Consider the following 26989-nt stretch of genomic DNA (forward strand, 5'->3'; position numbering starts at 1 on the left):
GCCACTACATCATCAAATGGTTGGACGGCGATGAATAATCGGTAACCAGCCTGCGGGTTTAAGCCTTCCCGTTTTAAATTAGGAATAGAAAAGCTCCGGAGCCGTGAACTCTGGAGCTTTTCATGTTCCTTTGGAAAATCTTATTTCGTTTGCCTACTGGCATTATAGCATATGCAGATAGGAATTGCAATATTCTTGTAACTGATTTTTGCCCGGAAGTTTCCGGGCTTTTTTGATAGGAGGTACCTATGAGTGCAGTGGATAAGCTGTTAACAGTGGCGCTCCAGGAGGAAGGATACCTGGAGAAGCGGACAGAGGATGAGCTTGACAGTAAGGCAGCCAACGCCGGAAGCAATAACTTTACCAAGTACGCCAGGGATCTGTACCCATCCCTTCAAGAGAATCCGTGGTGCGATATGTTTGTGGACTGGTGCTTTGTCCAGGCCTTCGGGAAGGTGGCGGCCCGGCAGCTTTTAGGCGGCTTCTCGGCCTATACGCCTGATTCCGCCCAGTATTATAAGAAACGGGGACAATACCACAAGGACAGCCCCAAGCCGGGAGATCAGATATTTTTCCGCAACAGCTCCCGTATTTGTCACACCGGGATTGTGGCGGAGGTTACACCGTCTGCGGTGCGCACCATTGAGGGCAACACCAGTTCCGGCAGCGAGGTAATCGCCAATGGAGGGGCGGTGTGCCAGAAGGAGTACAGCTTAAACAACAGCCGGATTGACGGCTACGGCCGCCCGGACTGGTCGCTGGTGGAGGCGCCTTCCTATGAGGTGGGCTGGCGCCATGATAGCAACGGGTGGTGGTATGTATACAGTGAAATGGGATACTGCAAGTCCTGCTGGCGGGTCATAAATGGACATAAGTATTATTTTAACAGTGATGGGTACGCGCTGGCCGGATGGCAGAGAATCCAGGATAATCTGTATGAAAGAAAGAGGAAGTCCATTGTCGCACTTATCAGGATTATGAGGAAGCAAGCAGGGCAATCTTCGAGTACATAGAATCATGGTATAACCGAAAAAGAATTCACAGTGCCATTCATTATATGACTCCACAGCAAAAGGAGGTTGAAGAATTAAAAAAAGTGGCATAGACCTTCAACTTTTTTGTCCAAAGTATTGACATAGGTGCATATCTGCCGTTTGCCCTTAGTTTTCTCTCTGTTTTCAAAACGAAGAAAAAGAAAATCAGAAAGAAAAGCTGAAAAGGAAAACACCCGGAAGCAACGTATTTACAAGGAAAATTCAACCTCAAAACCAATGTAAACAAAATTCAAGCTGTTTTTGTTCTTGCCCTTTATTGTGACAGTGTCAAATGATGCAGCTGATCAAAAGCCGGAAAAAGAGCAGAGAACAAGGCAGAAAGAATCAAGTCTGAAAGTTTAAAAGAGAAGAAAAGAGTGAAGTGGTAAAAGGCTGTTTTTAGTGGGACAAAAGGTGAGTTTTTAATTGCACCTTGACAGTAATTGTCACAATCCCAGCGAAAACCGACTGAAAATCCAGTCGAAAAAAGCCAAAAGATAAGCTGAAAATTTAAATAAAAAGAGACAATGGGATTGACACCTGTTGTCTTTTTTCTCATTCAAAATAACCATGCTGAGGCTTGCTCTTTCGCAGCCAGAGCAACCATGTGAAATTCCAATATTACCTTTGAAATAAATGTTCCTGGTGAGTCTGATGAATGTAAAAGCTGAAGGAGAAGAAACAAAGGAGAAATAACAGGGGTTTTTAGGCAGGTTCGCTATATGAAATTAGGAGAGTCACCTAAACGCAAACAAATGTTCGAAAATACTTGATTTTATAGGAAAAGTGTGCTAGACTATAAAACAAACATATGTTCTCGGTGGTGATAAGATGCTGATACAGGAAAATTTATGCATACAGGAAAAGCTTAAGATATTGACGGATGCGGCTAAGTATGATGTGGCATGTACCTCCAGCGGAGTGAAAAGGAGGGGGAAAGCCGGAAGCATTGGCAATACCTTGGAGGCTGGAATCTGTCATAGCTTTGGGGCAGATGGAAGGTGTATTTCTCTTTTGAAGATATTATTTACAAATCAGTGTATTTATGATTGTAAGTACTGTGTGAACCGAAGTTCGAATGATGTTGTGCGTACATCCTTTACGCCCGATGAGGTTTGCAGGCTGACCATAGAGTTTTACAGGAGAAACTTTATTGAGGGATTATTTTTAAGCTCTGGAATTTTGAATCATGCAAATCGTACCATGGAGCTTTTATATGAGACAGTATATAAGCTGCGTAAGCAATGGAATTTTAACGGATATATCCATGTGAAGGCGATTCCTGGAGCAGATGAAGAGTTGGTGGAGCAGATGGGGTTTTTGGCAGACAGAATGAGCATCAATCTGGAGCTTCCCACGGCAGAGGGGCTTAAGAGCTTAGCTCCTGGAAAAACCAGAGATAAAATACTAAAGCCTATGCGCCAGATTCAGCAGGGAATTTCTGTATCAAGCCATCTTCTGGGATACGACAGAGAGCTTAAGAAGTCCTATGCTGTGCAGCGAGCAGGATTTGCAGGAGGAGCGGCGCTGATTAAGCCGGAGCTGGCAAATGGAGCAGGACTGCTTTTAAATGGAAATGGAGCAGGGAGCCGGTGTATTCCCGCTTCTGCATATAAGAAGAATCCCTTTGTTCCGGCAGGGCAGAGTACTCAGATCATTGTGGGAGCCACTCCGGAAACTGATTATCAAATGCTGTCTGTTAGTCAGGCTCTTTATAGGAATTATGGGTTAAAACGGGTGTTTTATTCGGCCTATATACCTGTCAATGAGGACAGTAAGCTACCGGCTCCGGGCGGGCGGCCACCACTATTGAGGGAGCACCGGCTCTATCAGGCGGACTGGCTTCTGCGTTTTTATGGATTTCAGGCAGAGGAGCTTTTATCAGAAGCCCAGCCTAATTTTAATGTATTTCTGGATCCAAAGTGCGACTGGGCCCTGCGACATCTGGAGTATTTCCCTGTAGAGGTAAGCCGGGCTTCCTATGACCAGCTTTTGAGGGTGCCTGGGATGGGGGTAAAGTCTGCCATGAGGATTGTTGCAGCCAGAAGAAAGGGGAAGCTGTCCTTTGAGGATTTGAAACGAATGGGAGTGGTGATGAAGCGGGCGCAGTACTTTATTACCTGCTCTGGACATATGTCAGAGGGATTTAAGCTGGATCGGGACTACATTACCAACAGCCTGCTAGGGGACGAGAGGCGGGCGGCCTGGGATATTGAGCACAAAGACAGCTTCCGTCAGCTTTCTCTGTTTGACGATATGCATATGGAGATGCCAGTGACCAGAGAGGATCAATATGGAGCGGTAGTAGGAAGCTTATAATCGGTGAGGGATCTTGTATGACAGTTTATGTATGTGGACCTGATTTTGAAAATATATTGTGCGGAATCTATGCGGCCTTTATGGAAGGCAAGGGTTATGAAAATGTTCGGCTGGAGCTTAGGGGAGGGGATCAGGACCTGAAATTGTTTGCGGAGTATGTGGAAGTGGAGACGGTTCAGGAGAGGGTGGAAAGGGTTATCCGCTCCATTGGAACTAGGCTGTCTCATAGGATTTATGAGCAGCTCTATATTGCCTCTTTAAGCCAGGAGGCGGACAGGCCAGATCGGATGTACCGCTTCCTGGTGGAGGCCTTCCGATACGGGCCAGGTGTTGTGGATATGATGCAGCTTCCCCCTGTTTATGAGATATTCAGGATGAACAGGAATGTTTATAATGAGAATCACCGCCTGGTACAGTTCACCAGGTTTTCCCAGACCTTCCGCGGAGTGCTGGTGAGCAAGATCGACCCTAAAAACGATGTGCTCCCTCTGCTGGCTCCCTATTTTGCGGATCGTCTTCCAGAAGAGAACTGGATGATCATTGATAAGAGCCGTTTGAAGGCTGCGGTTCATCCCATGGGTAAGTCCTGGTTTCTTTCAGATGTTCCTCAGGAGGGGAAGGAGTCTGAGGGAAAAAGCTGGATTGGCTCATGTCTGAGAGAACAGACAGATGAGGAGATCTATCAAAATCTGTGGCGTACATTTTTTGACGCGGTTGCTGTTCAGGAGAGGAAGAACGATAAGTGTCAGAGAAACCATTTGCCGCTGAGGTTCAGGCCCAGTATGACGGAGTTTGACAGATAGACCTTCGTCATAGAAATCCCCTTGCCTTTTTTTAATTCTTTTAGTATAGTAATACTATCTTTAAGTTATATGCAGGGTTTCTCCCTGCTCTGACTTAATTAGCTTTCAGGCACGGTATCGTGCTGTTTTCCAAACACATATGAATTGAAGTAAAGTCTAAGAGGAAAGGGGAAACGTATGTTTACACAAATTAACAGCGGCGGTATCCGGGCTGTGGAGGGCTTTGTTGTCTCTGTGGAGGCAGATGCCTCAGAAGGACTGCCTGGCTTTTCGATATCGGGACAACTAGCCCTGGCAGTAAGAGAAGCCCAGGATCGGGTCAGGACTGCCCTCAGAAATTCAGGATTCCGGCTTCCTGCCAAAAAAATTACTGTAAACTTGTCGCCTGCCGGGGTGAGAAAGGGAGGCACGGCATATGATCTGCCTATCGCTGTGGCCATATTAGGAGCTTATGGTCTGGTGAATACGGAATGTTTAAAGAGCAGCATGGTAATAGGTGAGCTGGGGCTGGATGGCAGCGTGAAGCATGTAAGCGGCGTGCTGGCTCTTGTGACAGCTGCCAGAGAACAGGGGCTTGTAAGATGCTTTCTTCCCCAGATGAATGTCAGGGAGGGGAGGGTGATTGAAGGTGTGGAGATTGTTGGGGTGGAGTCTTTGGGACATATGGCCAGGCTTTTAGAGCATCCTTCTGATATAGCTGGAATCAGCAGTATGGATGAGGAGGTATGGAAGGAGGAGCAGGGAGGCAGCCTGGATTTTAGGGAGATAAGCGGTCAAAGGGTGCTTCGCAGGGCTGCTGAGGTTGCGGCAGCAGGTTTGCATGGTATTTTGCTGAACGGGAGCGCTGGAACGGGGAAAACTATGGTTGCATCGAGAATACCTACAATTCTTCCGGCATTGACAAGAGAGGAAGATATTGAAATTTCCAAAACCTACAGCATTTGCGGGCTGCTTCCGCCAGATAGGCCTTTGCTGTCAAAACGGCCTTTTCGAAGCCCTCATCATACGATTACACCTCAGGGGCTTTCAGGAGGCGGGATTCCAGCCCGGCCCGGCGAGCTTTCCCTGGCTTCGGGGGGCGTATTGTTTCTGGATGAGCTGCCTCATTTCAGCCGCGCGGCTATTGAGATCCTGCGGCAGCCTTTGGAGGAACGACAGGTGGTGGTGACCAGGGTGTCAGGCAGCTTTGTATTTCCTGCAGATTTTATGCTGGTTGCGGCTATGAATCCCTGTCCATGTGGTTTTTATCCAGACAGAAGCCGCTGTAACTGTTCAGAAGCGGAAATTCAACGGTATCTAAGCCGGATATCACGGCCGATACTGGAACGGTTTGATATTTGCGTGGAGGCGGTTCCTGTTACCTTTGAGGAGCTAAAGGGAAGAAGCCTGGAGAATGAAGATTCCGCCTCCATAAGACAGAGGGTGGAGGCAGCCAGGAAGATACAGGCACATCGGTTTCAGGGGACGGGAATCCGCTTTAACAGCCGTATGGGAACAAAGGAGATTATAAAATTCTGTGTCCTAAAGCCCCAGGAGGAGGCTTTTGTAAAAAAAGTCTATGAAACAAGAGGCTTGAGCGCCAGAAGGTACCATAAAACGCTGAAGGTGGCAAGAACCATTGCGGATCTGGCAGGTAGCGCAAGGATCGAGAAGGAACATCTTGCGGAGGCTTTTGGATACAGCCATTTGGAGGAGAAGCTATGGGGAAGAGGATGACGGAGTCAGAAGGTGAGCGCATTGCATATGAAGCTGCAAAAAGAAGCAGGGAGAAAGCGTTTCTTTACTGGCTGTGCCGCTTTCCCGGATTCGGGGCGGTAACGGTACGGCGCATAGGAGAGGCGCTTGGCTGCTTCGAGGCTGCCTATTATATAGAAGGATTGAAGCTTAAGGAATTAGGAGTTGTAAAACGGGAGGAGGTATGCCGTAAATTCAACTTATGGAAAGGACAGTTTCAGGTCATGGAGGAGGACTACTATAGCCTCGTGGAAAGGGGAATCCGTTTTATTACCCCTTTGGATCAGGAATATCCTGGAAAACTGAGGAATATTTATGATTATCCTATGGGTTTATTTGTAAAAGGAGAGCTTCCTCATAGCAGCAAGCCCTCAGTCTCCATTATAGGCGCTAGGAACTGTACCAGCTATGGAAAGCTGGAGGCAGAGTATATGGGACGGAAGCTGGCTGAAAACGGAATACAGGTTATCAGCGGTCTGGCATTGGGTATTGATAGCGCAGGTCATGAAGGGGCGTTGAGAGGGGAGGGAAAGACCTTCGCAATTCTGGGCTGTGGTGTGAATATTTGTTATCCCAGAAGCAATTATACCCTCTATGAGCGGATTATGGCCCAGGGAGGCATCCTCTCGGAATATTACCCTGACCAGGAGCCATATGCATCTAATTTCCCTGTACGAAACCGGATTATCAGCGGCCTGTCCGATGTGATTCTGGTGATTGAGGCACGAAAAAAGAGCGGCTCCCTGATTACGGCGGAACTGGGACTGGAGCAAGGCCGGGAAATTTTTGCGCTTCCTGGCCGTATTACAGACCCTCTGAGTGAAGGATGTAACCATCTGATACAAAATGGTGCAGGCATTCTTACCTCTCCGGATGATATACTGGATTATATGGGCATTTTCTACAAAAATAAAAGCATGCTTCATGAAAAAAATCAGAAGGGACTTGCCAAGACTGAAAAAATAGTGTATAGTTGCCTAGATTCCGAACCCAGACATCTGGAGCAGGTTGCGGCAGCCACAGGCCTTTCTGTCAGCTGCTGCATGAGCGCTCTTCTGGAACTGGAGCTGGGAGGATTTGCCGTACGGACCGCAGGTCAGTATTATATCCGCGGGTCACTGAAAGACAAAAATGAAATCAGAGATTAAGAATATATAAATGAGGGAATAGGAGTTTTATAATGGCAAATTATCTGGTAATTGTGGAGTCGCCGGCGAAGGTAAAGACCATCAAAAAGTTTCTGGGGAGCAATTATGAAGTGGATGCTTCTGGAGGCCATGTGAGAGATCTTCCCAAAAGTCAGCTGGGAATTGACGTGGAACACGATTATGAGCCCAAGTACATTACCATACGGGGAAAGGGGGATGTACTTGCTAAGCTTCGTAAGGAAGTGAAGAAGGCAGACAAGATTTACCTGGCAACGGACCCGGATCGTGAGGGGGAGGCTATCTCCTGGCATTTGATGAAAGCCCTTAGGCTGGATGAATTGAAGGATAAAAATGTTTACCGTATCAGCTTTAACGAAATCACGAAAAATGCGGTAAAAACTTCTTTGAAGAGTCCAAGGGCCCTTAATATGAGCCTGGTAGATGCACAGCAGACCAGAAGAATGTTGGATCGTATGGTAGGGTATACCATCAGCCCTTTGCTTTGGGCAAAGGTAAAGAGGGGGTTAAGCGCAGGCCGTGTCCAATCTGTGACATTGCGTATGATTTGCGACAGGGAAGATGAGATCAATTCGTTTATTCCTGAGGAATATTGGAATCTGGAAGCCAACCTTTTGCTGAAGGGGAACAGAAAGCCTCTGACAGCAAAGTACTATGGCCCTAAGGATTCAAACGGAAAGGTGATTATTCGCAGTAAGGAGGAACTGGATCAGATACTGGAAGCATTGGAAGGCTGTAGCTATGTCATTGAGGAGGTAAAGAAGGGGGAGCGTGTGAAGAAGGCTCCCATTCCATTTACGACCAGTACATTGCAGCAGGAGGCATCCAAAGTTTTAAACTTCTCTACGCAGAAAACCATGCGTCTGGCCCAGCAGCTTTATGAGGGTGTGGAGATTAACGGCCGTGGAACATTGGGTTTGATTACTTATCTGCGTACAGATTCCACACGTATAGCAGATGAAGCGGATGCCTCGGCAAGAGCCTTTGTGAAGGCTTCTTATGGTGAGAAGTATGAGGCCAGAGGAGAGCAAAGGAGCAAGAATAGCGGTAAAATACAGGACGCTCATGAGGCTATCCGTCCCACTGACATAACGCTTACCCCAACCATTGTAAAGGAATCCTTGCAGAGAGATTTATTCCGTCTGTATCAGCTTATATGGAAGCGATTTGCAGCCAGCCGTATGGCTCCGGCAATATATGAGGCCACTTCTGTTAAAATTATGGCAGGAAGCCATATCTTCACTACCTCAGCTTCCAGGCTTATGTTCGACGGATTTATGTCTGTATATGTGGAATCAGATGACGGAGAGGAGAAGAACCAGACTCTGGGAAGCCTGGAAAAGGGAGCGGTTCTTAAACTGGATAAGCTGGAGCCAAGCCAACATTTTACTCAGCCTCCTGCCCACTATACGGAGGCCTCCCTTGTTAAGGCAATGGAGGATCAGGGGATCGGACGTCCAAGCACCTATGCGCCTACTATTACCACGATTATTGCAAGAAGATATGTAGTGAAGGAAGGCAAAAACCTGTATGTGACTGAGCTGGGAGAAGTGGTAAACCGCATTATGAAACATTCTTTTCCAAGTATTGTGGATTTGAACTTTACAGCAAATATGGAATCTCTTTTGGACAAGGTGGCTGACGGAACTGTCCCCTGGAAGACAGTAGTAAGCAATTTCTATCCAGATCTGAATGAGGCAGTTAAGATAGCAGAGTCAGAGCTGGAGTCCGTAAAAATAGCAGATGAGGTGTCTGAAGAAGTTTGCGACCTCTGCGGCCGTCCAATGGTAATCAAATACGGTCCTCATGGTAAATTCCTGGCATGCCCCGGCTTTCCAGACTGTAAAAATACAAAACCATATTTGGAGAAGATTGGAGTTCCCTGTCCAAAGTGTGGCAAAGAAGTAGTCCGCAAGAAAACCAAGAAGGGCCGTCTGTACTTTGGATGTGAGGCTAACCCGGAATGCGATTTTATGTCCTGGCAGAAGCCATCTACTCAAAAATGTCCCAGATGCGGAGCCTATATGGTGGAAAAAGGAAGTAAGCTCCTCTGCTCTGATGAGACCTGCGGGTATCGTACAGACAAAACAGAGAAGTAGAAATACTTGTAAGGATAAAATAGAAAATTAAAAAATCTATAAATGATTGAAAACTTCAAAAAACTATTGTTATTATTTAGGAATTGTGCTAAAATTTACTTATTAGTAGCATGTTTTCAGGTGTAATACAAAGTGGATAAGGAGGTTTTCGCAGATGAGCGTACAATTGTTGGACAAAACAAGGAAAATCAATAATCTGTTGCATAACAACAATTCTCATAAGGTCGTTTTTAATGACATCTGTAGAGTGCTGAGTGAGATACTGTTGTCCAACATTTTGGTAATCAGCAAGAAGGGGAAAGTTCTGGGAGTCAGCTGCTGTCCTGGTGTGGATGAGATTGAAGAGCTAATTGAAGACCAGGTAGGCGGTTATGTGGATCATATGCTGAATGAGCGCCTTTTAAGCGTTTTGTCCACCAAGGAAAATGTGAATCTTGCCACTCTGGGATTTGCAGAGGAGAACGTTAAGAAATACCAGGCAATCATCACTCCCATTGATATTGCAGGAGAAAGGCTGGGAACCTTATTTATTTATAAATCGGATTCTAGCTATGATATTGATGATATTATTTTAAGTGAATATGGAACGACTGTAGTAGGTCTGGAGATGATGCGTTCCGTGAATGAGGAAAATGCAGAGGAGACACGGAAGGTACAGATCGTAAAGTCTGCTATCAGCACTCTGTCCTTTTCAGAATTGGAAGCTATCATTCATATTTTTGAGGAGCTGGAAGGCAGTGAGGGAATACTGGTGGCCAGCAAGATTGCGGACAGAGTGGGAATTACCCGTTCCGTTATTGTAAACGCACTCAGAAAGTTTGAAAGCGCGGGGGTTATCGAATCCAGGTCCTCTGGAATGAAGGGAACCTATATTAAAGTATTGAATGATGTGGTGTTTGATGAGCTTAAGGCTATCAAAGCATCTAATTCCAATTTAAAATAAAAAGATTTATTTTAATGATAGGCGGTTTGCAAAAAATACTTGCAAGCCGCCTCCTTTTATGCTATATTCGAAAGGATGAAAAAAAACACGTTTGTGGATTCTGCGGAACGGTGCCTGGAAAGGATTTCATACAGGTCTTCCGGGAAATATCAGAAGCAGACGGAAGAGCCTAAACTCCCATGCTCAGTGGAGCAGGCAAAAAACCAAATGGAGGTAAGAAAGATGAGCGTAATTTCAATGAAGCAGTTACTGGAGGCTGGTGTGCATTTTGGTCACCAGACAAGAAGATGGAACCCTAAGATGGCTCCATACATTTACACAGAGAGAAATGGCATCTATATCATCGATCTTCAGAAGTCTGTAGGGAAAGTAGACGAGGCCTACAAGGCAGTATCAGATATTGCGGCCGACGGCGGCGTTATTCTGTTTGTAGGAACCAAAAAGCAGGCGCAGGAGGCCATTAAGACTGAGGCAGAGCGTTGCGGGATGTATTATGTAAATGAGAGATGGCTGGGCGGTATGCTGACCAATTTTAAGACCATCCAGAGCCGGATTGTAAGGCTGAAGGAAATTGAAGCGATGTCACAGGATGGTACCTTTGATGTTCTTCCTAAGAAGGAAGTGATAGAGTTGAAGAAGGAATGGGATAAGCTGGAGAAAAACCTGGGAGGAATCAAGGATATGAAGAGACTTCCGGACGCTATTTTTATCGTAGATCCAAAGAAGGAGCATATCTGTGTTCAAGAAGCTCACACATTGGGCATTCCGTTAATCGGTATTGTGGATACCAACTGTGATCCGGAGGAACTGGATTATGTAATTCCGGGAAATGATGACGCTATCAGAGCTGTTAAACTGATTGTTTCCAAAATGGCTGACGCTGTTATTGAGGCAAAGCAGGGCGAAATCTTAGAAGGCGCTATGGAACTGGAGATTCCGGTAGAGGCATTTGAGGCAGCAGAGGCTTAATTCAAACTTTTAAATTGGAGGAAGATAACATGGCAGCAGTAACCGCAGGAATGGTAAAAGAGTTAAGAGAGACAACCGGGGCAGGAATGATGGACTGCAAAAAAGCCCTTGCAGCTACCGACGGTGATATGGAGAAGGCAATCGAGTTCCTGAGAGAGAAGGGACTTGCCGGAGCCGCTAAAAAGGCTGGCCGTATTGCAGCTGAGGGTATCGTAGCTACCGCGTTAACTGAGAATGGCAAGAAAGCAGTAGTAGTTGAGGTGAACGCTGAGACTGATTTTGTTGCTAAAAATGAAAAGTTCCAGACCTATGTTGCGGAGGTTGCGGCACAGGCTTTGAATACTACTGCTGATAGCTTAGAGACATTTATGGAGGAGAAGTGGGAGAAGGACCCAAGCCTCACCGTAAAGGAGGCTCTTGCTTCTCAGATTTCCATTATCGGAGAGAATATGAACATCCGTCGTTATGAGCAGGTGGAAGAGACTAACGGTTTCGTTGCTTCTTATATTCACGCAGGTGGAAAGATTGGCGTTTTAGTTGATGTTGAGACAGATGTTGTTAATGACGATCTCAAAGAGATGGCGAAGAATGTAGCGATGCAGGCGGCGGCTTTAAAGCCAATGTTTACCAGCAGAGACGAAGTGAGCGCTGAATATATTGCTAAGGAAACCGAAATTCTCACAGCGGCAGCTAAGAATGAGAAGCCGGATGCTAACGATAAGATTATCGAGGGTATGGTAAAAGGCCGTATTAACAAAGAATTGAAGGAGACCTGTCTCTTAGATCAGGTTTACGTAAAGGCAGAGGATGGAAAGCAGAGCGTAGCCCAGTATGTAGCATCAGTTGCTAAGGCAAACGGAGCTAATGTGACCATTAAAAAGTTTGTTCGGTTTGAGACTGGCGAGGGGCTTGAGAAAAAGAATGAGGATTTTGCGGCTGAGGTTGCAAAGCAGATGGGAAACTAATTTATTGTCAACGTCCGAATTAAAATCGACCAAATGTCCGTAAAGTTGGACATAAAAAGGTTATATAAGGATAGTTTATCATAAAAAGAGGTTCCAAGATACGATTTCAAAGTATCTTGGGGCCTTTTTTGCTTTATAGGAAATTACGATTTTTGGGGACAGCAAAAAAACACATGTTCTCAGAACGTATGTTAGATAACGGTGCCTTTGAACATGGTTGTGTGACGACACGGTCAGAAGATATAGAAACATTCCACTCCAGCCTCGTCAGCAAACAGGTCGTCTTCATTTAGGAAATAATCCATATCCAGAAGTGCATCCTCGCTCATGCGGCGAATGTCCCCGGGTGTCATTCCTTCTGGTGGGTTATCCATATATTTTTTGGCGTAGTTTCTTTGTGTTTGGAGTCATGTGATCATCCTCCTTTAAGAAAGAGTATATCACACGGAAGTCTAATGGGAAAGTCATGCAGAAGACCTTCTTCCAGGAGAACGGGACATGGCTTTCTCGTGCATTTCTTCCAGAGAAACACGCTTATGGTTAAAATAGAGTTCTAAAAACAGCAGGGTGGTTGCGCATTCGCATTTTAAAGTGTCATAGCCGAAAGCGGAAAGAATGGCAGTACGCCATTGATTAAAGCTGCGATAAAAGTGGTGTTTTTCGCGGGAGATAGCCCGGTGGAGTTTTTTATCAATATCCCGGTGTCTGGCATAGATCCCGCCATAGCGGATCATTTTGAAAGGTTGTTCCGGGATGTGCTGGATGAGGCGGGAAATGAATTTCATGACCGGAAGCGTTTCTTCCACGTATTTATCATCCTCATGACGGTTGTAGTGAAACGTAACAAGATTACCATCGCAGCTGTCGATCCTTGGAGTGGCAATGACAGGACGTCCCAGATACCGGCCAATATAGTTCACTACGGTCTTGGGATCGCATCTATTCGGTCTGGCATAGACGTAGAAGCCTTCCTTGTGTTCGCGGTAACAGGCAGCTTTTGCCTTTTTTGAAGGAGAAGCCGATTTTGGCTTCCATTTCGTTAAGAAGTGCTGTACGGAAGGCATTACGGAGGTAGGTATAGTTGAAATGATTCATATTACGCCAAAAACCATTATCGCTGAATCCGCCTTCTGAAATGAGGCAGTGGATATGAGGGTTCCATTTCAAATCCCTGCCGAAGGTATGGAGGAGTATGATAAAACCGGGAGTGAAATTCAAGGATTTGTTCAGCTTGAAGAACATGGGGGAAACAACACTGGCCGCGGCATGGAAAAGGCAGTCAAGCATGGTACGATCCTGAAGAAAAAAGTCACGGAGGTTATCATCAATGGTAAAAACGCAATGTCTATGAGCAACGTTAACAAGCTTGAAGGACATAGAGGCAGTGCGCTGCATGGCATAGAGATTACCGCAGGTGGGAAAGAAACGGCCGTGACAGCGGAAAGGGACAAATTTCAACTTACCACAGTGAAGACAGCCATATATGGCACTACCAAAAGAAGTATCAACGCAGTTGATCATTTTATCCGCATTCTTAATGACAGAGTCACGTGGATGTAATGTATAAATCATTTCTTCCTAATGGTCTTTAAAAATATTTTGTAGTATGCTCATAAGACTATTATGAAGGAAAACGGCACAAAAAGAAATCCCTAATTCCCCTCATGAATGAGGGGTAGGGAGGAGGGGGGTGAAGCGCCGAAGGCACTTTGTTCTTGAGATTCAGTTAATCAATGGCGGAATCAACATTGCCGTTATACAGTTTTCGGTACTCAGTAGGAGAGTGGTGGACGGTTTTTCTGAATACGCGATTGAAATTGGAAATGCTTTGAAAACCGGACAGATAGGCAATTTCTGTTATTGGTATAGATTCTTCGCATAATAATTTTATGGCAAGTCGGATTCGTTCATTGGATAAGAAGTCGTTAAAGGATATGTGCATGTATTTTTTAAATAGTTTAGAAAAATAAAATTGGCTAAACCCAAAAATGTCCGCAATCTCCTTTTGTGTCAAATTCTTATTACAATTTTTGGAAATATAGGCACATGCATCTCTAATTTTAATGAAGTTGGGATTGTTGATATCGTAAGATAACTGTGTATTTTTAGCGTCTTTTAAAGCATGATTTCCTAAAACCAACAAAAGAGAATAAAGCTGTATTGTGCAGGCTGTTTCGGCAAAAGGATTCGAAGAAGAAAAAATGTGATAAGCCTCTCGGATTTTTGCGGTAAGCTGATGATTCAACTCAGGCATTTCTTTTGTTCCTATCTTGTGATAATTGCGAAGATAGGGATAATTTAGAGTAAGGTCATGATGATTGTATATGTAATGATCTTTAAATTGCATTACAAGAGAGGTATCTGCCGAGACACTGATGTTACTGTGCATTTCACCTGGCCAAACTAGAAGAAGATCTCCTTTGTCTAAGATGAATTGTTCATTAGCGATTGAGTAAAGATTGTTGTCTGTAGTTGCCAAAATAAATTCTACAAATTCATGCCAATGGTTGGGGAAAGTGGGAGGTGAGCTCAAATAGGAAAATTTGATGTTGTAGTCGCGCTCCATTATAACTTTTTCCTTTTTTTCTAATGCTTTCATTCCGTAATTCTCCTCAAAGTAACAATAGAAAACTTGTGCTAATTTATTGCTGAGTAAATATAAAATGTACGTCATTTGTATATTTTAATGTGTATTATGTTACCTGCTGTGCAAAAAAAGTCAATAGGTATATTAAATACTCAAACTCCCTACACCATTTTGTGTAATGAACCTTGAAAATTCAATACGTTAGTACATAAAAAGGCACAAACCCGACTTGCATAGTGTAATTGAATTGCCAAAAACAATCACACAGCAAGAAGATTCATGTCATGTCAAGTATACCACATAATCAGAATAAGGAAAACGAGGTTTTTGATTCTGCCGCAAAATTTATCAGCGAGATCCAAATAGGGAAGCTTCTCTTCAAATGTAATGCCGGCAAGGAAAAAGGAATTCCGGTTATGACCATCTTCCGGTATCTGCTATGCCTGCTTTTTTCTGGCCGCAGTGGTTACATGCAGCGGAAAACAAAAACTTTTGAAGAGGGATTCTCAAAAAATACTCTGTACCGCTTCCTGAACAGCGTGAAAACAAACTGGCAGCGTTTTACTGTGCTCTTGTCTTTGAGGATCATCAATGATTTCATGAAGCCGTTTACGGACGAAAACACGAAAGCGCAGCTGGAAGAATTCACATCCAGCTTTATCGGGCATCTTCCAAAATACATGCAGGATGCGCTTTCTGGTGTTCAGTCGGCTGCCTGAAAGCTATTTTGTGTTCTAAAGTATTGAGTTTTCAAGAAACAATCTCATTTTAGCTATGGGAAGTTTGAGTTTAATACACTAAAACTTAATGAAGGATAATGTTTTTTTGATGACAATGTCAACAAAAAAGTATGAGATTATAGCAATTTATTGGAAGCGTTTTGTAGAATATGCAGATATAATACAATTACTAAGCAAGCTTGTTTTGACAATAATACGAAAATACAAAAATACAATAGAGAGGAAAACAGCATGAAAAAGATGAAATTTTTAAGCGTAATGATGGCAGCGATGTTGACGGCAACAAGCCTGATTGGGTGTGGAAATGATGCAACGACTGCAGAAGTACAGCCGGTAACGGATACGGCTGCAACGGAAGAAGCGGTAAGTTTGGATAGTACAGGCAGTACAATAACCAAGACAGTAAAAATGGGAGCTAAGGATGTGAAAGTTGAAGTGACAGACATTGGAAAAGAAGGGACTTTCACTTTCTGGTCAGCATACACAGGCGATTCAGCTATATGGGAACAGAAAAGGGTGGATGCTTTTAATGAAGCGTATGCAGATCTTGGAATCCAGTGTGAACTCCAATTTGTACCGGACGGAGCAGGTATTAACAATGGAAAACTCCTTTCGGCAATTGCTGGCGGAACAGCACCTGATCTGATTGTAACAGATAACCCTACTTCTTGCTACCAGTATGTAGCAGAAGGTGCATTTATGAAACTGGATGGCTGCTTGGAAGAAATCGGATTGGATGTATCTTCTTTCTATGAGGGCTGCAAAGATATCATGTATTATGAAGATTCATGCTATTTAATTCCGCAGGATACAAACGTAATAATGCTTTATTATAATCCTGATATTGCAAAAGAATGCGGACTGGATTCAGCAAATCCGCCTAAAACAATTGAAGAATTAGATGCGTGGTCAGATGCGATGACTGTAAAGGCAGAAGACGGCACATACAGCAGATTAGGAATTGTTCCGTGGTTGGATTCCGGTAATGAAGCGTTTATCGTTCCTTATTTATTTGGAGCAGATCCTTATGACAAGGAAAGTGATAAAATTAACTTAACATCTGATGAAATGCTTGGTTATATGGAATGGATTCAGAATTATGCACGCAAATACGATCCGGAAAAGATTAATGCATTTACTTCAGGACTTGGACAGATGTTCTCTCCTGACCATCCTTTCATGACTGGTAAGGTTGGTATGACAATTACTGGAAACTGGTTTTCAGAAGCGTTAAGAGAATATGCACCGGATGTTCCTTATGAAGTTTGTGCAGTGCCGGTACCAGAAGGCGGACGAGTTAATAGTACTCCTTTTGGAACTAACGTATTTGCAATTCCGGCAGGTACAGATGCTGACAAAGCACAGCTTGCTGCATTGTTTATTAAATTTGCACAGCAAGGAAGTATTAACGAAGATAATTTCTCGGTATGGCGTTCCATTCCTGTTATTGACTCAGCATTTGATGATGTAAGTCTTACAAAGAATGGTGATAAAATGTATGCATTGGAGAGACAAATTGCTAATTCTCCAGAGAATGGCATCCCTGCACTTTGTTCTGTATCGGCAGAACTTTCGAATCAGTTTGTCGCATTGAGACAGAATTTAATATACAATCCTGATTTGGATGCGAAAGAACAGTTACAGACCCTGCAAGACAAGATGCAGGCTAGTATGGATGCAAAATAGTATTATTAAGTTTGATTCGGGTGGTATAAAAATCCACCTGAGTCATTTAAACAGGAGCATGCTTGTAATTCAGAAATAACGCCAATTGAATAAAAGAAACCTTGATGTAAGATTAAGGTGTTCCTCTTGGCGGATGAAGAAACATTTTGACCAACAGGAGGTTTTTTCATAATGAATTTAACAAAGAATGACAGATTAAATAAGTAAGTATAGAGAGGAGTAGTATGAAGAAAAAGATAAACAAGTATAATTTCGAATCGCTGTTGCGTAAATCTGTTTTATATTTTGTTTTACTATTTTTTGCGATGCTGTATCTTATCCCGTTTTTCTTTTTGCTTATGGGTTCTTTTAAGACAACAAGCGAATTGTTTCAGGTTCCGTTCAAATGGTTGCCTAAATCGTTTAATTTTAACAATTACGTCAACATGTTCAATCAGATACCGTTCCTAAGTTACTTGAAAAACACGCTGATAATTGTATTTTTCAGTGTTGTGGGAGCACTGGTTTCAAATTCGATAATTGCTTATGGATTTGCAAGATTACGATGGCCTGGAAGGGATAAGGCATTTATGGTTGTTCTGGCAACGATGATATTGCCTTATCAGGTAACCATGATTCCGTTGTACCTGATGTTTACAAAAATGAATTGGGTAGGTACTTTTCTCCCGTTAATCGTTCCCCAGTTCTTTGGCAATGCATTTTATATTTTCCTGCTTCGTCAGTTTTTAGTAGGTGTTCCAAAAGAAATTACGGAATCAGCAAGGATTGATGGGGCAAGTGAATTCCAGATTTTTCTAAAGGTCATCATACCGATATCTAAGCCGGTGCTTGCATCTGTTGCTATTATGGCATTTATTAGAGCTTGGAATGATTTTTTAGGACCATTGGTATTTTTAGGAAATGACAAATTATACACACTTTCCCTAGCAGCATCTATGCTCAAATCCAATTATGATCCAAATTGGGATTTGCTCCTTCCATTAGGTGTTGCAATGGTACTTCCGGTCTTAATTCTATTTTTTGTACTTCAGAAATATTTTATTCAGGGTATTACCATGAGTGGAATTAAAGGATAGGAGGGGCAGAGATGAAACATTTAATTGGTAAAGAATTTTATGAATATAAGCATTCTAAAACGAGAAGAGCAGAGGCGAAACAAGGACTTTTATTTATTATGCCATGGTTGATTGGTTTTTTTGGATTTACGCTTTATCCAATTGCGAGTTCTCTATACTATTCGTTTTGTGACTATAGTGTAATCAAAGAACCCGTATTTGTCGGAATGAAAAATTATTTAAATCTTTTGACAGATGATACCTTTTTGAAGGCATGTAAGAATACCGGGTACATGATTCTTCTGGGGGTACCACTTACCACATTATTTGCGATATCAATAGCGGTTATTCTGAACAGCAAAAGACTAAAATATACGGGTTGGCTGCGAGTCGTGTTTTTTATTCCAACGTTAGTGCCAACAGTAGTTGCATGTCTGTTATGGATCTGGGTAATGCAGCCTGAAACCGGGGTGGTAAATAATTTGCTTAGATATATTGGCATTGAAGGTCCGGGATGGCTTGCCAGTCCAACATGGGCAAAGCCGGCATTCATCATGATGATGATTTGGACGTGTGGTAATGCAATCATTATTTACTTGGCGGGATTACAGGATATTTCGGAATCTTTATATGAAGCGGCAGAGATTGATGGAGCGAGTTTTTTCAGGGAAACAATTTCTATTACGTTACCGCTGTTGAGGCCTACTATTTTATATAATATGGTAACGTTGGTCGTTGGTGTATTCCAATGGTTTGCAGAACCGTATATTATGACACAGGGTGGTCCTAATAACGCAACGATGTTCTATTCTTTGTATTTATATCAAAATGCATTTACTTATTTTAAAATGGGGTATGCTTCAGCACAGGCGTGGATTATGTTGCTTGCGGCGTTTGTTGTAATCCTGATATTGTTTAAATTTTTAAAATTTGGAGAATCCAATAATTATTGATAAAATAAAGTATTACATTTGGAAGAGGATATAAAGATGAAAATTGGAATCATGGGATGTGGAGTGATAAGCAATCAGTATATTAAAGATATACAGAGATTGTATAAGAACTTGGAAATATACATGGTTGCCGATATAAGGAAGGAAATAGCAGAGCAGACAGCCAGAGAGAATCAGATACCTTTTTGGGGAATGCCGGAACAAATGCTGGATAGTAGTGATGTGGAGCTTGTCGTGAATTTGACACCACCAACACTACATACGGAAATGAATAGAAAAATTCTGCTTGCAGGAAAACATGTGTATTGTGAAAAACCATTTGCCATATCATTGGAGGAAGCTTTGGAAATACAAAATCTTGCAAAGCAGCAGGGGCTGGCTATTGGCTGTGCACCAGATACTTTTTTGGGCAGTTCCATAAGTACTTGTAAGAAATTGATAGAGGACGGTTGGATTGGCAGTCCGCTGTATGTATGCGCTAATATGTTAAATTCAGGGGTAGAAACGTGGCATCCCAGACCTGAACCGTTTTATGAAAAGGGCGGCGGACCTTTGTATGATATGGGGCCATACTACTTTTCAGCATTAGTTACTCTGTTTGGTCCAGTAAAGAGTGTATTCGCATCAGCAAGAAAAGGATTTTTGGAGCGTACAATCTACACGGAAGAACGGTTCGGGCACAAGATTGCAGTGAATACGCCAACTCATTTTGCAGTAATTGTTGAGATGGAAAAAGGGATTCTCGCAAACATGAATTTCAGTTTTGATATTTTTAAGAGTACCATGCCGTTATTTGAAATATATGGAACCGATGGTACCATGGAGGTGCCAAACCCCAATATGGCTGGCGGGACACCTAAGATTTATCGGAGAGAGCAAATGTTGGCTGAGTGCTTTGGTGGGGCAGATCAGAGAGAAGGCAAATTCAGCAGTTTGCCTGAATTATATCAGAATATAGGAGTGTATGTCCGCGGAGCGGGCGTACAGGATATGGTATGTAAACTGCATCGCAATGAGAAAGAGGATGCACAACTTGCTGTCCATGTGATAGACATTATTACAAGTATATTAAAGTCAGCAGAAACAGATATGCCGCAGAACCTTGTGACATCTTGCAAAGAAAGGGGATAGATTATGAGATTGGGTATCTCTTCTTCTCTTTTACACCATTCACCGGAAGACTGGGCAGTGAAAATGCATGAGTTGGGATGCAGAGCGGTGGTTTTTCCGGTTGATTATACTGCAGATGAAAATTTAATAGCCGATTATGTATTGGCAGCCAAAAAGTATGATTTACTGATTGCCGAAGTGGGCATATGGAGAAATGTATTTGCACTGGATAAAAAGGAGCGATACGAGGCAAGAAAGCGAGCAGCGGGTCAGTTGCGCCTTGCAGACGAAATCGGAGCTTTGTGCTGTGTTAATTTGGCGGGAACTTTTGGCGGTCCTATTTGGGATGGCGGATACAAAGAGAATTACAGCCAGAGAGCATGGAACAGTATTGTGGAATATACTCAAAATCTGATTGATGAGGTAAAGCCTCAAAGAACAGAGTATAGCATAGAACCCATGCCGTGGATGTATCCAACTGGTCCGGATGAGTGTCTAAAATTAATGCAAGAAGTAGACAGAGAATGTTTTGGGATTCATCTTGATTTTATAAATATGATAAATACACCGGAGCGGTTCTTTTTTGCTGATGAATTTATGGATGAATGTTTTGATAAATTAGGATCTAAGGTGTGCAGTTGTCATTTGAAAGATATTAAACTTAGGGAAGAACTGACGTTTCAGCTAGTGGAAACTTATTGCGGAGACGGAAGCCTGAATATTGAAAAATATGTTACATTGACGGATCAATTTAATAAAGACATGCCGGTCATAATAGAACATTTGGAGACAGATGAAGATTATGTTTCGAGTCTTGAATATGTCAAAAGCAGATTGGATGCGGCTGGAATAAAATATTAAAACCTAAATCAAAAAATAGAGATATATTCTATTTCAATGAGGATTTGGGAAAGGAGAAGAATATGAACATTGTTGTTGTTGTTGGTGCAGGAAGAGGGCTCGGTGCTGTTTTATCGAAAATGCTTGTGCAGAAAGGGCATAAGGTAGCGGCAGGACTTCGGACTATGGAGGGGCAGGAGAATAGTGAAAATTTAGTATATTTCCCAATGGATGTAACAAGGGAACAAGAGATCAAAGATGCAGCAGAATCTGTTAAGAAGTGGATGGGAAACGTAGATGTCATAGTAAATGTTGCAGGTGTGTTATTGCCATCAGACCGCACGAATACATTGCTTACAGAAAAATTGGAAGATGTGAGGCAGCAAATAGAAGTAAATGCTTTGGGTATTATTACTGTTTTCAGAGAATTTCTTCCTATTATAAAAGAAGGAGGGCTGTTTTTGGCAGTTACATCAGAAGGAGGCAGTTTTGCTAATTCGGGCGCTCTATTTCCTGCATACGGCGTTTCAAAGACAACGGCGAATAAGATTGTTCAGATTTTGCGAACAACTGTAGAAGATAAAGTGGAAGTGGCTGCGGTGCATCCGGGAAGAATGAATACGGATATGGGGAGGACTACTGCACAGATTGAGCCGGAGGAGGCAGCAGAAGGATTTTGCGATTTGATAGAAGGAAAAATCAAAGTGAATTATAAAGAGCAGTGGTTTATTGATTATCTCGGAAAAACGATGCCTTTATAAATAAATTAGGTAATTGCGAAACAAGTTCGCAACCAAAAGTCAAGTGTTTACATCTGCTAAAAAAAACGTCTATTGAGTGATAATGTAGAGTTGTTTAATTTCCAGATTGGCAGAAGCGTGAGTTGGCATAGCCTCATACGCAGCCTTTTAAAGGTCATAGTTGTTATCAAAGTTCATCGCTTTTGCATAAGCTTTTAACTGTTTAATAATTCTGTTTGTATATTTGGAATCGAGTGAGGAGTTATTTGTTTTTAGTAACAAAAAAATGTCGTATTTATGTGGCTTATGGCGTTTCGCAAACGCCTATTATAAATAAATATGGAGAGGAGAAATAAAAATGGCACTTGGAACAAAGAAATTGGTTCATATCGCGTTTGCAGTAAATGATTTGGATAAAACGGTTGATGCTTGGACAGAACTTTTGGGCATTGAGAGACCAAGGGTATGGAATATTCCGGGACCGGAGGTCGCACCGGTACTGACACATGGAAAACCGGAACTGTATAAAAATTGCAGAATTAGTGTAATTCAGTTGGAGAATGTTGCGCTGGAACTTGTTGAGCCGGGGGAAGATCCCAGCCCATGGAAGACATTTATTGAAAAGCATGGGGAAGGAATGATGCACATGGCTTTTTTGGTGCCGGATGATAAGGTAGCATTTGATACGATCAATCGTGCGTGCGGCATATCAGATTATTATCATATTGGTTATTATCCGGAACAGAGTTATTGCTTTGTAGATACATTTGATTGCCTGAAAACAGAACTCAATATCAAGGTGGACAGAGATAACAGTGAAATTATAGAGCGGATTCAAAATCAAATTAATAGTAAGTACTAAAATTAATATAAAATAAAATCTTAGAAAAGAGGAAAGATAATATGGATATTAAAAAAATTGTAGGACAATCAAAATTTGCTCAGGTGGGCTTTGTTGTGAATGATATTGAAAAAACAAAAAAACAATTTGCAATATTGTTTGGATGTGAAGAACCGCCGACTTGTGACTGCGGTACTTTTGATATTACGCAGACAAAAATTTATGACAGACCGGCACCGGATGCGGCATGTGTTATGGCATTCTTTGATATGTCACCAGGTGTTCAGTTAGAGTTGATTCAGCCTAATGAAGCCCCTTCCGTTTGGCGTGATCATTTAAATAAATATGGTGAGGGAATTCACCATATTGCATTTCAGGTAGAGAATGCGGATGAGACTTCGAGAAGACTGCAGGAGGAACTGGGCGCTGAATTTGAACAGGAAGGCAATTATGGAGATGGAAGTGGTAAATATGTTTATCTGCAGTTAAAAGATAACTTAAAATGCAGATTAGAATTGCTGCAGAGTTTTAATTAATTATCTCCCCTTTCTTCAAGTATGTTCAAAGGAGAAGATGTTTATTTAGATTTATGTTTCATTAGATTTATATGAATGTCTTCTCTTTTGATGTATTTATCATTATAAGAAAGGTTTGAAAAAATGATACGGCTCCGTTCAGGAAGAGTAATGTAAGCAGTAATTGTTTATTATTGGAGGACAGAGATGAAAATTTCGGTTTGTACTGATGCGGTATATATGGGAAAGAGTTTGATGGAAGCTGTAGATGAAGTAAAAAAAGCAGGTATAGATGCTGTGGAATTTTGGACTTGGCAGGATAAGGATATGGATTCTTTGTTTCTGTATAAAGAAAAAAACGGAATGCAAATAGCGGCATTCTGCACAGAGCTTGTTAGCTTAGTAGATAAAACGGTAAGACAAGAATATATTGAAGGGCTAAAACGCACAATTGGAGCCGCAAAAAAAGTTGGGTGTAAATGCATCATTTCACAAACAGGTGCGGCATTGCCTATTGACAGAAGAGAGCAGTACAACAGTCTGGTAGATGGCCTGAAAGCATGTGTTCCATATCTGGAAGAAAGTGGGATTGTTCTGGCTGTAGAGCCATTGAATACAAGGGTAGATCATGAAGGGTATTATTTATCCCGTTCTGATGAAGCATTTGCAATCATGAAAGAAGTGAATAGTCCATATGTAAAGATACTGTTTGATATTTATCATCAACAAATTACAGAGGGAGATCTGATACGCCGCATCCAGGAATATATTCCATATATTGGACATTTTCACGCTGCGGGAAATCCTGGCAGACACGAACTGTACTACTCGGAAATTGATTATGGAAAGGTTTTTGAGGCTATTAAAGCAACTGGATATAAGGGGTATATCGGATTAGAATATTTCCCTTTGGATGTTCAAAGTAAAGGCATGGAATTTGCAAAGCGCATAATTTCATAAAAAGAATAATAACTGCCGTTGCAGGATGAAAAATAATGACCAATGTCTTATGATGCTGCTTGGAAGAAGACAGATTTGATTGCTGCATTCCGTTCAGGAGACGGCAGAATTCAATATATGGATTCAAATACGAAGGAGGAGAAAGTGTTATGAAGTTTGGATATTTTGATGATATTAACAAAGAATACGTAATTACATCCCCTAAAACTCCGCTCCCATGGATTAATTATCTTGGCTGTGAGAGCTTTTTTTCACTGATTTCCAACACAGGCGGTGGATATAGTTTTTATAAAGATGCAAAACTTCTGCGTCTAACCAGATATCGTTATAACAATGTTCCATGCGATAACAATGGGAGGTATTTTTATATCAAAGACAGTGGTACTGTTTGGAATCCAGGATGGCAGCCTATGCAGACGCCTCTTGATTCCTATGCATGTCGTCACGGTCTTGGTTATACCATTTTTGAGAGCAGCAAAAATGATCTGGCTGCAAGTGTAACTGCTTTTGTTCCGATTGGTGATAACTGTGAGATAAATAAAGTTACCTTAAAGAATAAAGGAAGCGAGAAAAAAGAGATTTCTTTATTTTCTTACATCGAATTTTGTCTATGGAATGCCGTAGATGATAGTACCAATTTTCAGCGTAACTTAAATACAGGTGAAGTAGAACTGGAACCATCCGTTATCTATCACAAAACAGAGTATCGAGAGCGTCGTAATCATTATGCAGTCTATAGTGTAAATGAACCCGTTGCCGGTTTCGATACAGATAGAGATTCTTTTCTGGGTGCTTACAGAAGTCCAGCGAATCCTGAGGTTATTGAAAGTGGTGCTTCCAAGAACACAGTTGCTAGTGGATGGTCTCCATGCGGTTCTTTCCATTTGAAGGCAAGTTTGCAGCCGGGGGAAGAAGTTTCTTATGTGTTTGTGCTCGGTTATGTTGAGAATCCTGTAGAAGAAAAATGGGAGTCTCTCGGTGTAATCAATAAAAGGCCTGCACATGCCATGCTGGAAAGATATAATACAGTGGCAAAAACGGATGCTGCTTTTGCCGCTTTGAAAGATTACTGGAATAATTTATTGAGCAAGTATACGCTAGAAACAGAAGATGACAAACTTTGTCGCATGGTTAATATTTGGAATCAATACCAGTGTATGGTTACTTTTAATATGTCTCGCTCTGCTTCTTATTATGAATCAGGAACAGGACGCGGAATGGGTTTTCGGGATTCTAGTCAGGATTTGTTAGGTTTTGTACATTTAATTCCGGAATTAGCCAGAGAGCGTATTCTTGATATTGCTTCTACACAGTTTGAGGATGGAAGTGCTTATCATCAGTATCAGCCTCTTACTAAAACAGGTAATATGGATATCGGGAGTGGCTTTAACGATGACCCGCTTTGGTTAATTGCAGGTACCTCTGCTTATATTCGTGAAACGGGTGATTACACCATCTTAGATGAAATGGTTCCTTTTGATAATAAAGAAGAACTGTCTGCACCTCTTATAGAGCATCTACGCCGTTCGTTTCATTTCTTTGACTATAATAAGGGACCTCACAAACTACCATTAATTGGACGTGCTGACTGGAATGATTGTCTGAATCTAAACTGCTTCTCTGAAACGCCCGGTGAATCATTTCAGACAACAGGACCAAATGAGGGGCCTGTTGCAGAATCCGTGTTCATAGCAGGTATGTATGTAAAATATGGCAATGAATATGCAGTTATGTGTGAAAAAATAGGCCTTGCAGAAGAGGCATCTGAGGTTCGTGATAAAGTTGCTGATATGTATCAGGCGGTTCTCTCGGCTGGATGGGACGGAGAATGGTTTGTGCGTGCGTACGATGCTAATAGTGATATCATTGGTTCTCATCAATGTAAAGAAGGGCAGATTTTCATTGAACCACAGGGAATGTGTGTTATGGCCGGCATTGGTGTGGAAGAAAAATTAGCTGAAAAAGCACTTGATTCGGTAAAAGAGAAACTGGATACCAAGTATGGCATTGTTCTGTTGCAGCCTGCATATCAGGAGTATCACGTAAATTTAGGAGAGATTAGTTCTTATCCACCTGGATATAAAGAAAATGCAGGTATCTTTTGCCACAACAATCCATGGATTTCCATTGCAGAAACTGTTATTGGACGAGGGAATCGTGCTTTTGAAGTATACAAAAAGACTTGTCCCGCTTATATAGAGGACATTAGTGAAATTCATCGTGCAGAACCATATGCTTACGCACAGATGATCGCCGGTAAAGATGCAAAAAATCACGGTGAAGCCAAGAACAGTTGGCTGACTGGCACAGCTGCATGGACCTTTACCAATATTTCACAGTACATTTTGGGTATACGACCTGATTTTGATGGTCTGATTGTAGACCCATGCCTCCCAGATACTATCAAAGATATGACCATCCGAAGAATCTTCCGTGGTGCTGAATATGTAATTAAAGTAGAAAACCATGGTGGTCATCAGAAAGGTATCCGAAAAATAGTTGTAGATGGAAAGGAAATAGAAGGTAATCTAATACCAATTGAAAAAGGAAAGAAGTTTTATAATGTCATAGCACTCATGTAATAAATATAAATTCTGCCGTAACTATTCAGGACACAATGTCATTTATAGCAATTTTCAAAATTAAAGCAGATATCCGCATGATTTAAACCAATGCAGACAATCAGAAGCTGATACCGTATTGAAAGCTGAGCAGATTGCAATCGGCAATTTATTGATAGTCCTGACCTTGAATCTGCGCAAAAGAGCCTTTACCTTTGACCAGAGTTTCTCAATTGGATTCAAATCAGGATCATACGGCGGAAGATAAAGATAACGAATTCCGGCTTTATCCAGCAGTTCTCTTACAGCTTTTGCATGGTGAGATATTATACATGACCAGAACAACAGATTCATTCAGATGTGGTAATA

Annotated in this window: 23 protein-coding genes and 3 pseudogenes; 21 read left to right on the forward strand and 5 right to left on the reverse strand. The window is 42.1% G+C overall.

Annotated features, from left to right (window positions below; all coding sequences use genetic code 11):
• Nucleotides 1-248: 248 nt before the first annotated feature.
• Together FYJ39_RS14405 and FYJ39_RS14410 are read left to right on the forward strand one after the other, a co-directional pair.
• The gene (locus FYJ39_RS14405; protein ID WP_235919848.1) at nucleotides 249-1013 is read left to right on the forward strand and encodes a CHAP domain-containing protein; all 765 of its coding nucleotides are present in this window, start codon (nucleotides 249-251) and stop codon (nucleotides 1011-1013) included.
• Nucleotides 941-1105, forward strand: a pseudogene (locus FYJ39_RS14410) (IS3 family transposase); the annotation flags it as partial. The gene FYJ39_RS14405 and the pseudogene FYJ39_RS14410, both read left to right, overlap by 73 nt.
• Nucleotides 1106-1308: 203 nt before the next feature.
• On the opposite strand, the gene FYJ39_RS14415 reads toward FYJ39_RS14410, so the two are convergent.
• The gene (locus FYJ39_RS14415; RefSeq protein ID WP_154473161.1) at nucleotides 1309-1593 is read right to left on the reverse strand and encodes a hypothetical protein; all 285 of its coding nucleotides are present in this window, start codon (nucleotides 1591-1593) and stop codon (nucleotides 1309-1311) included.
• Nucleotides 1594-1865: 272 nt separating this feature from the next.
• Between FYJ39_RS14415 and FYJ39_RS14420 the strand changes: the two genes are divergently transcribed.
• From FYJ39_RS14420 to tsf, 8 genes are all read left to right on the forward strand, one after another.
• Nucleotides 1866-3353: a putative DNA modification/repair radical SAM protein gene (locus tag FYJ39_RS14420; RefSeq protein ID WP_154473162.1), complete on the forward strand. Its 1488-nt coding sequence runs from the start codon at nucleotides 1866-1868 to the stop codon at nucleotides 3351-3353.
• Nucleotides 3354-3370: 17 nt separating this feature from the next.
• Nucleotides 3371-4156 carry a TIGR03915 family putative DNA repair protein gene (locus tag FYJ39_RS14425; RefSeq protein ID WP_154473163.1) on the forward strand — a complete coding sequence of 262 codons (786 nt, stop codon included), beginning with the start codon at nucleotides 3371-3373 and terminating at the stop codon, nucleotides 4154-4156.
• A 177-nt stretch (nucleotides 4157-4333) separates the two neighbouring features.
• Nucleotides 4334-5872: a YifB family Mg chelatase-like AAA ATPase gene (locus tag FYJ39_RS14430; RefSeq protein ID WP_154473164.1), complete on the forward strand. Its 1539-nt coding sequence runs from the start codon at nucleotides 4334-4336 to the stop codon at nucleotides 5870-5872.
• Nucleotides 5857-7038, forward strand: a complete 1182-nt coding sequence (gene dprA, locus FYJ39_RS14435; protein WP_154473165.1) for a DNA-processing protein DprA — start codon at nucleotides 5857-5859, stop codon at nucleotides 7036-7038. Before FYJ39_RS14430 ends, dprA begins: the two co-directional genes overlap by 16 nt.
• Nucleotides 7039-7070: 32 nt before the next feature.
• Entirely contained in the window at nucleotides 7071-9155 is a 2085-nt protein-coding gene (gene topA / locus FYJ39_RS14440; RefSeq protein ID WP_154473166.1) for a type I DNA topoisomerase, read from the forward strand.
• 154 nt (nucleotides 9156-9309) lie between these two features.
• Nucleotides 9310-10098 carry a GTP-sensing pleiotropic transcriptional regulator CodY gene (codY, locus tag FYJ39_RS14445; RefSeq protein WP_154473167.1) on the forward strand — a complete coding sequence of 263 codons (789 nt, stop codon included), beginning with the start codon at nucleotides 9310-9312 and terminating at the stop codon, nucleotides 10096-10098.
• A gap of 222 nt (nucleotides 10099-10320) precedes the next feature.
• Nucleotides 10321-11067: a 30S ribosomal protein S2 gene (gene rpsB, locus FYJ39_RS14450; protein WP_154473168.1), complete on the forward strand. Its 747-nt coding sequence runs from the start codon at nucleotides 10321-10323 to the stop codon at nucleotides 11065-11067.
• A 29-nt stretch (nucleotides 11068-11096) separates the two neighbouring features.
• A complete protein-coding gene (gene tsf / locus FYJ39_RS14455) occupies nucleotides 11097-12032 on the forward strand; it encodes a translation elongation factor Ts (RefSeq protein WP_154473169.1) in 936 nt (311 codons plus the stop codon).
• A gap of 464 nt (nucleotides 12033-12496) precedes the next feature.
• On the opposite strand, the pseudogene FYJ39_RS21695 reads toward tsf, so the two are convergent.
• Nucleotides 12497-13604 (reverse strand): annotated as a pseudogene (locus FYJ39_RS21695) (IS91 family transposase).
• Between the two features lie 154 nt (nucleotides 13605-13758).
• Nucleotides 13759-14631, reverse strand: coding sequence for an AraC family transcriptional regulator (locus FYJ39_RS14465; protein WP_195840445.1), 873 nt, complete (start codon nucleotides 14629-14631; stop codon nucleotides 13759-13761).
• A gap of 272 nt (nucleotides 14632-14903) precedes the next feature.
• On the opposite strand from FYJ39_RS14465, the gene FYJ39_RS14470 reads away from it, so the two are divergent.
• The 7 genes from FYJ39_RS14470 to FYJ39_RS14500 all read left to right on the forward strand — a co-directional run bounded on the left by FYJ39_RS14470 (nucleotide 14904) and on the right by FYJ39_RS14500 (nucleotide 21764).
• Nucleotides 14904-15338 carry a transposase gene (locus FYJ39_RS14470; protein ID WP_154473171.1) on the forward strand — a complete coding sequence of 145 codons (435 nt, stop codon included), beginning with the start codon at nucleotides 14904-14906 and terminating at the stop codon, nucleotides 15336-15338.
• 252 nt (nucleotides 15339-15590) lie between these two features.
• Complete coding sequence (locus tag FYJ39_RS14475) at nucleotides 15591-17045, forward strand: extracellular solute-binding protein (protein ID WP_154473172.1); 1455 nt, start codon at nucleotides 15591-15593, stop codon at nucleotides 17043-17045.
• Nucleotides 17046-17269: 224 nt separating this feature from the next.
• Nucleotides 17270-18121, forward strand: a complete 852-nt coding sequence (locus FYJ39_RS14480; RefSeq protein ID WP_154473173.1) for a carbohydrate ABC transporter permease — start codon at nucleotides 17270-17272, stop codon at nucleotides 18119-18121.
• Between the two features lie 11 nt (nucleotides 18122-18132).
• Nucleotides 18133-19053 carry a carbohydrate ABC transporter permease gene (locus FYJ39_RS14485; protein ID WP_154473174.1) on the forward strand — a complete coding sequence of 307 codons (921 nt, stop codon included), beginning with the start codon at nucleotides 18133-18135 and terminating at the stop codon, nucleotides 19051-19053.
• Nucleotides 19054-19089: 36 nt separating this feature from the next.
• Nucleotides 19090-20184 (forward strand): Gfo/Idh/MocA family protein, encoded by a 1095-nt coding sequence (locus tag FYJ39_RS14490; RefSeq protein WP_154473175.1) that lies wholly within the window; start codon nucleotides 19090-19092, stop codon nucleotides 20182-20184.
• A gap of 3 nt (nucleotides 20185-20187) precedes the next feature.
• A complete protein-coding gene (locus tag FYJ39_RS14495; protein WP_154473176.1) occupies nucleotides 20188-21024 on the forward strand; it encodes a sugar phosphate isomerase/epimerase family protein in 837 nt (278 codons plus the stop codon).
• A 62-nt stretch (nucleotides 21025-21086) separates the two neighbouring features.
• Nucleotides 21087-21764 carry an SDR family NAD(P)-dependent oxidoreductase gene (locus FYJ39_RS14500; protein WP_154473177.1) on the forward strand — a complete coding sequence of 226 codons (678 nt, stop codon included), beginning with the start codon at nucleotides 21087-21089 and terminating at the stop codon, nucleotides 21762-21764.
• 81 nt (nucleotides 21765-21845) lie between these two features.
• Here the strand turns inward: FYJ39_RS14500 and FYJ39_RS20955 are convergent.
• A pseudogene (locus FYJ39_RS20955) lies at nucleotides 21846-21989 on the reverse strand (ISNCY family transposase); the annotation flags it as partial.
• A 112-nt stretch (nucleotides 21990-22101) separates the two neighbouring features.
• On the opposite strand from FYJ39_RS20955, the gene FYJ39_RS14510 reads away from it, so the two are divergent.
• From FYJ39_RS14510 to FYJ39_RS14525, 4 genes are all read left to right on the forward strand, one after another.
• Nucleotides 22102-22605: a VOC family protein gene (locus FYJ39_RS14510; RefSeq protein WP_154473178.1), complete on the forward strand. Its 504-nt coding sequence runs from the start codon at nucleotides 22102-22104 to the stop codon at nucleotides 22603-22605.
• Nucleotides 22606-22646: 41 nt separating this feature from the next.
• Nucleotides 22647-23120 carry a VOC family protein gene (locus tag FYJ39_RS14515; protein WP_154473179.1) on the forward strand — a complete coding sequence of 158 codons (474 nt, stop codon included), beginning with the start codon at nucleotides 22647-22649 and terminating at the stop codon, nucleotides 23118-23120.
• Nucleotides 23121-23306: 186 nt separating this feature from the next.
• On the forward strand, nucleotides 23307-24059 hold the full coding sequence (locus FYJ39_RS14520; protein ID WP_154473180.1) for a hydroxypyruvate isomerase family protein: 753 nt from the start codon (nucleotides 23307-23309) through the stop codon (nucleotides 24057-24059).
• A gap of 149 nt (nucleotides 24060-24208) precedes the next feature.
• Nucleotides 24209-26641 (forward strand): GH36-type glycosyl hydrolase domain-containing protein, encoded by a 2433-nt coding sequence (locus FYJ39_RS14525; protein ID WP_154473181.1) that lies wholly within the window; start codon nucleotides 24209-24211, stop codon nucleotides 26639-26641.
• A 60-nt stretch (nucleotides 26642-26701) separates the two neighbouring features.
• Here FYJ39_RS14525 and FYJ39_RS21235 read toward each other — a convergent pair whose 3' ends face one another.
• A complete protein-coding gene (locus FYJ39_RS21235; protein ID WP_154473182.1) occupies nucleotides 26702-26974 on the reverse strand; it encodes a transposase in 273 nt (90 codons plus the stop codon).
• Nucleotides 26975-26989: the final 15 nt, after the last annotated feature.

The organism is Clostridium porci, from assembly GCF_009696375.1.
In the GTDB taxonomy this organism is placed as follows: domain Bacteria; phylum Bacillota; class Clostridia; order Lachnospirales; family Lachnospiraceae; genus Enterocloster; species Enterocloster porci.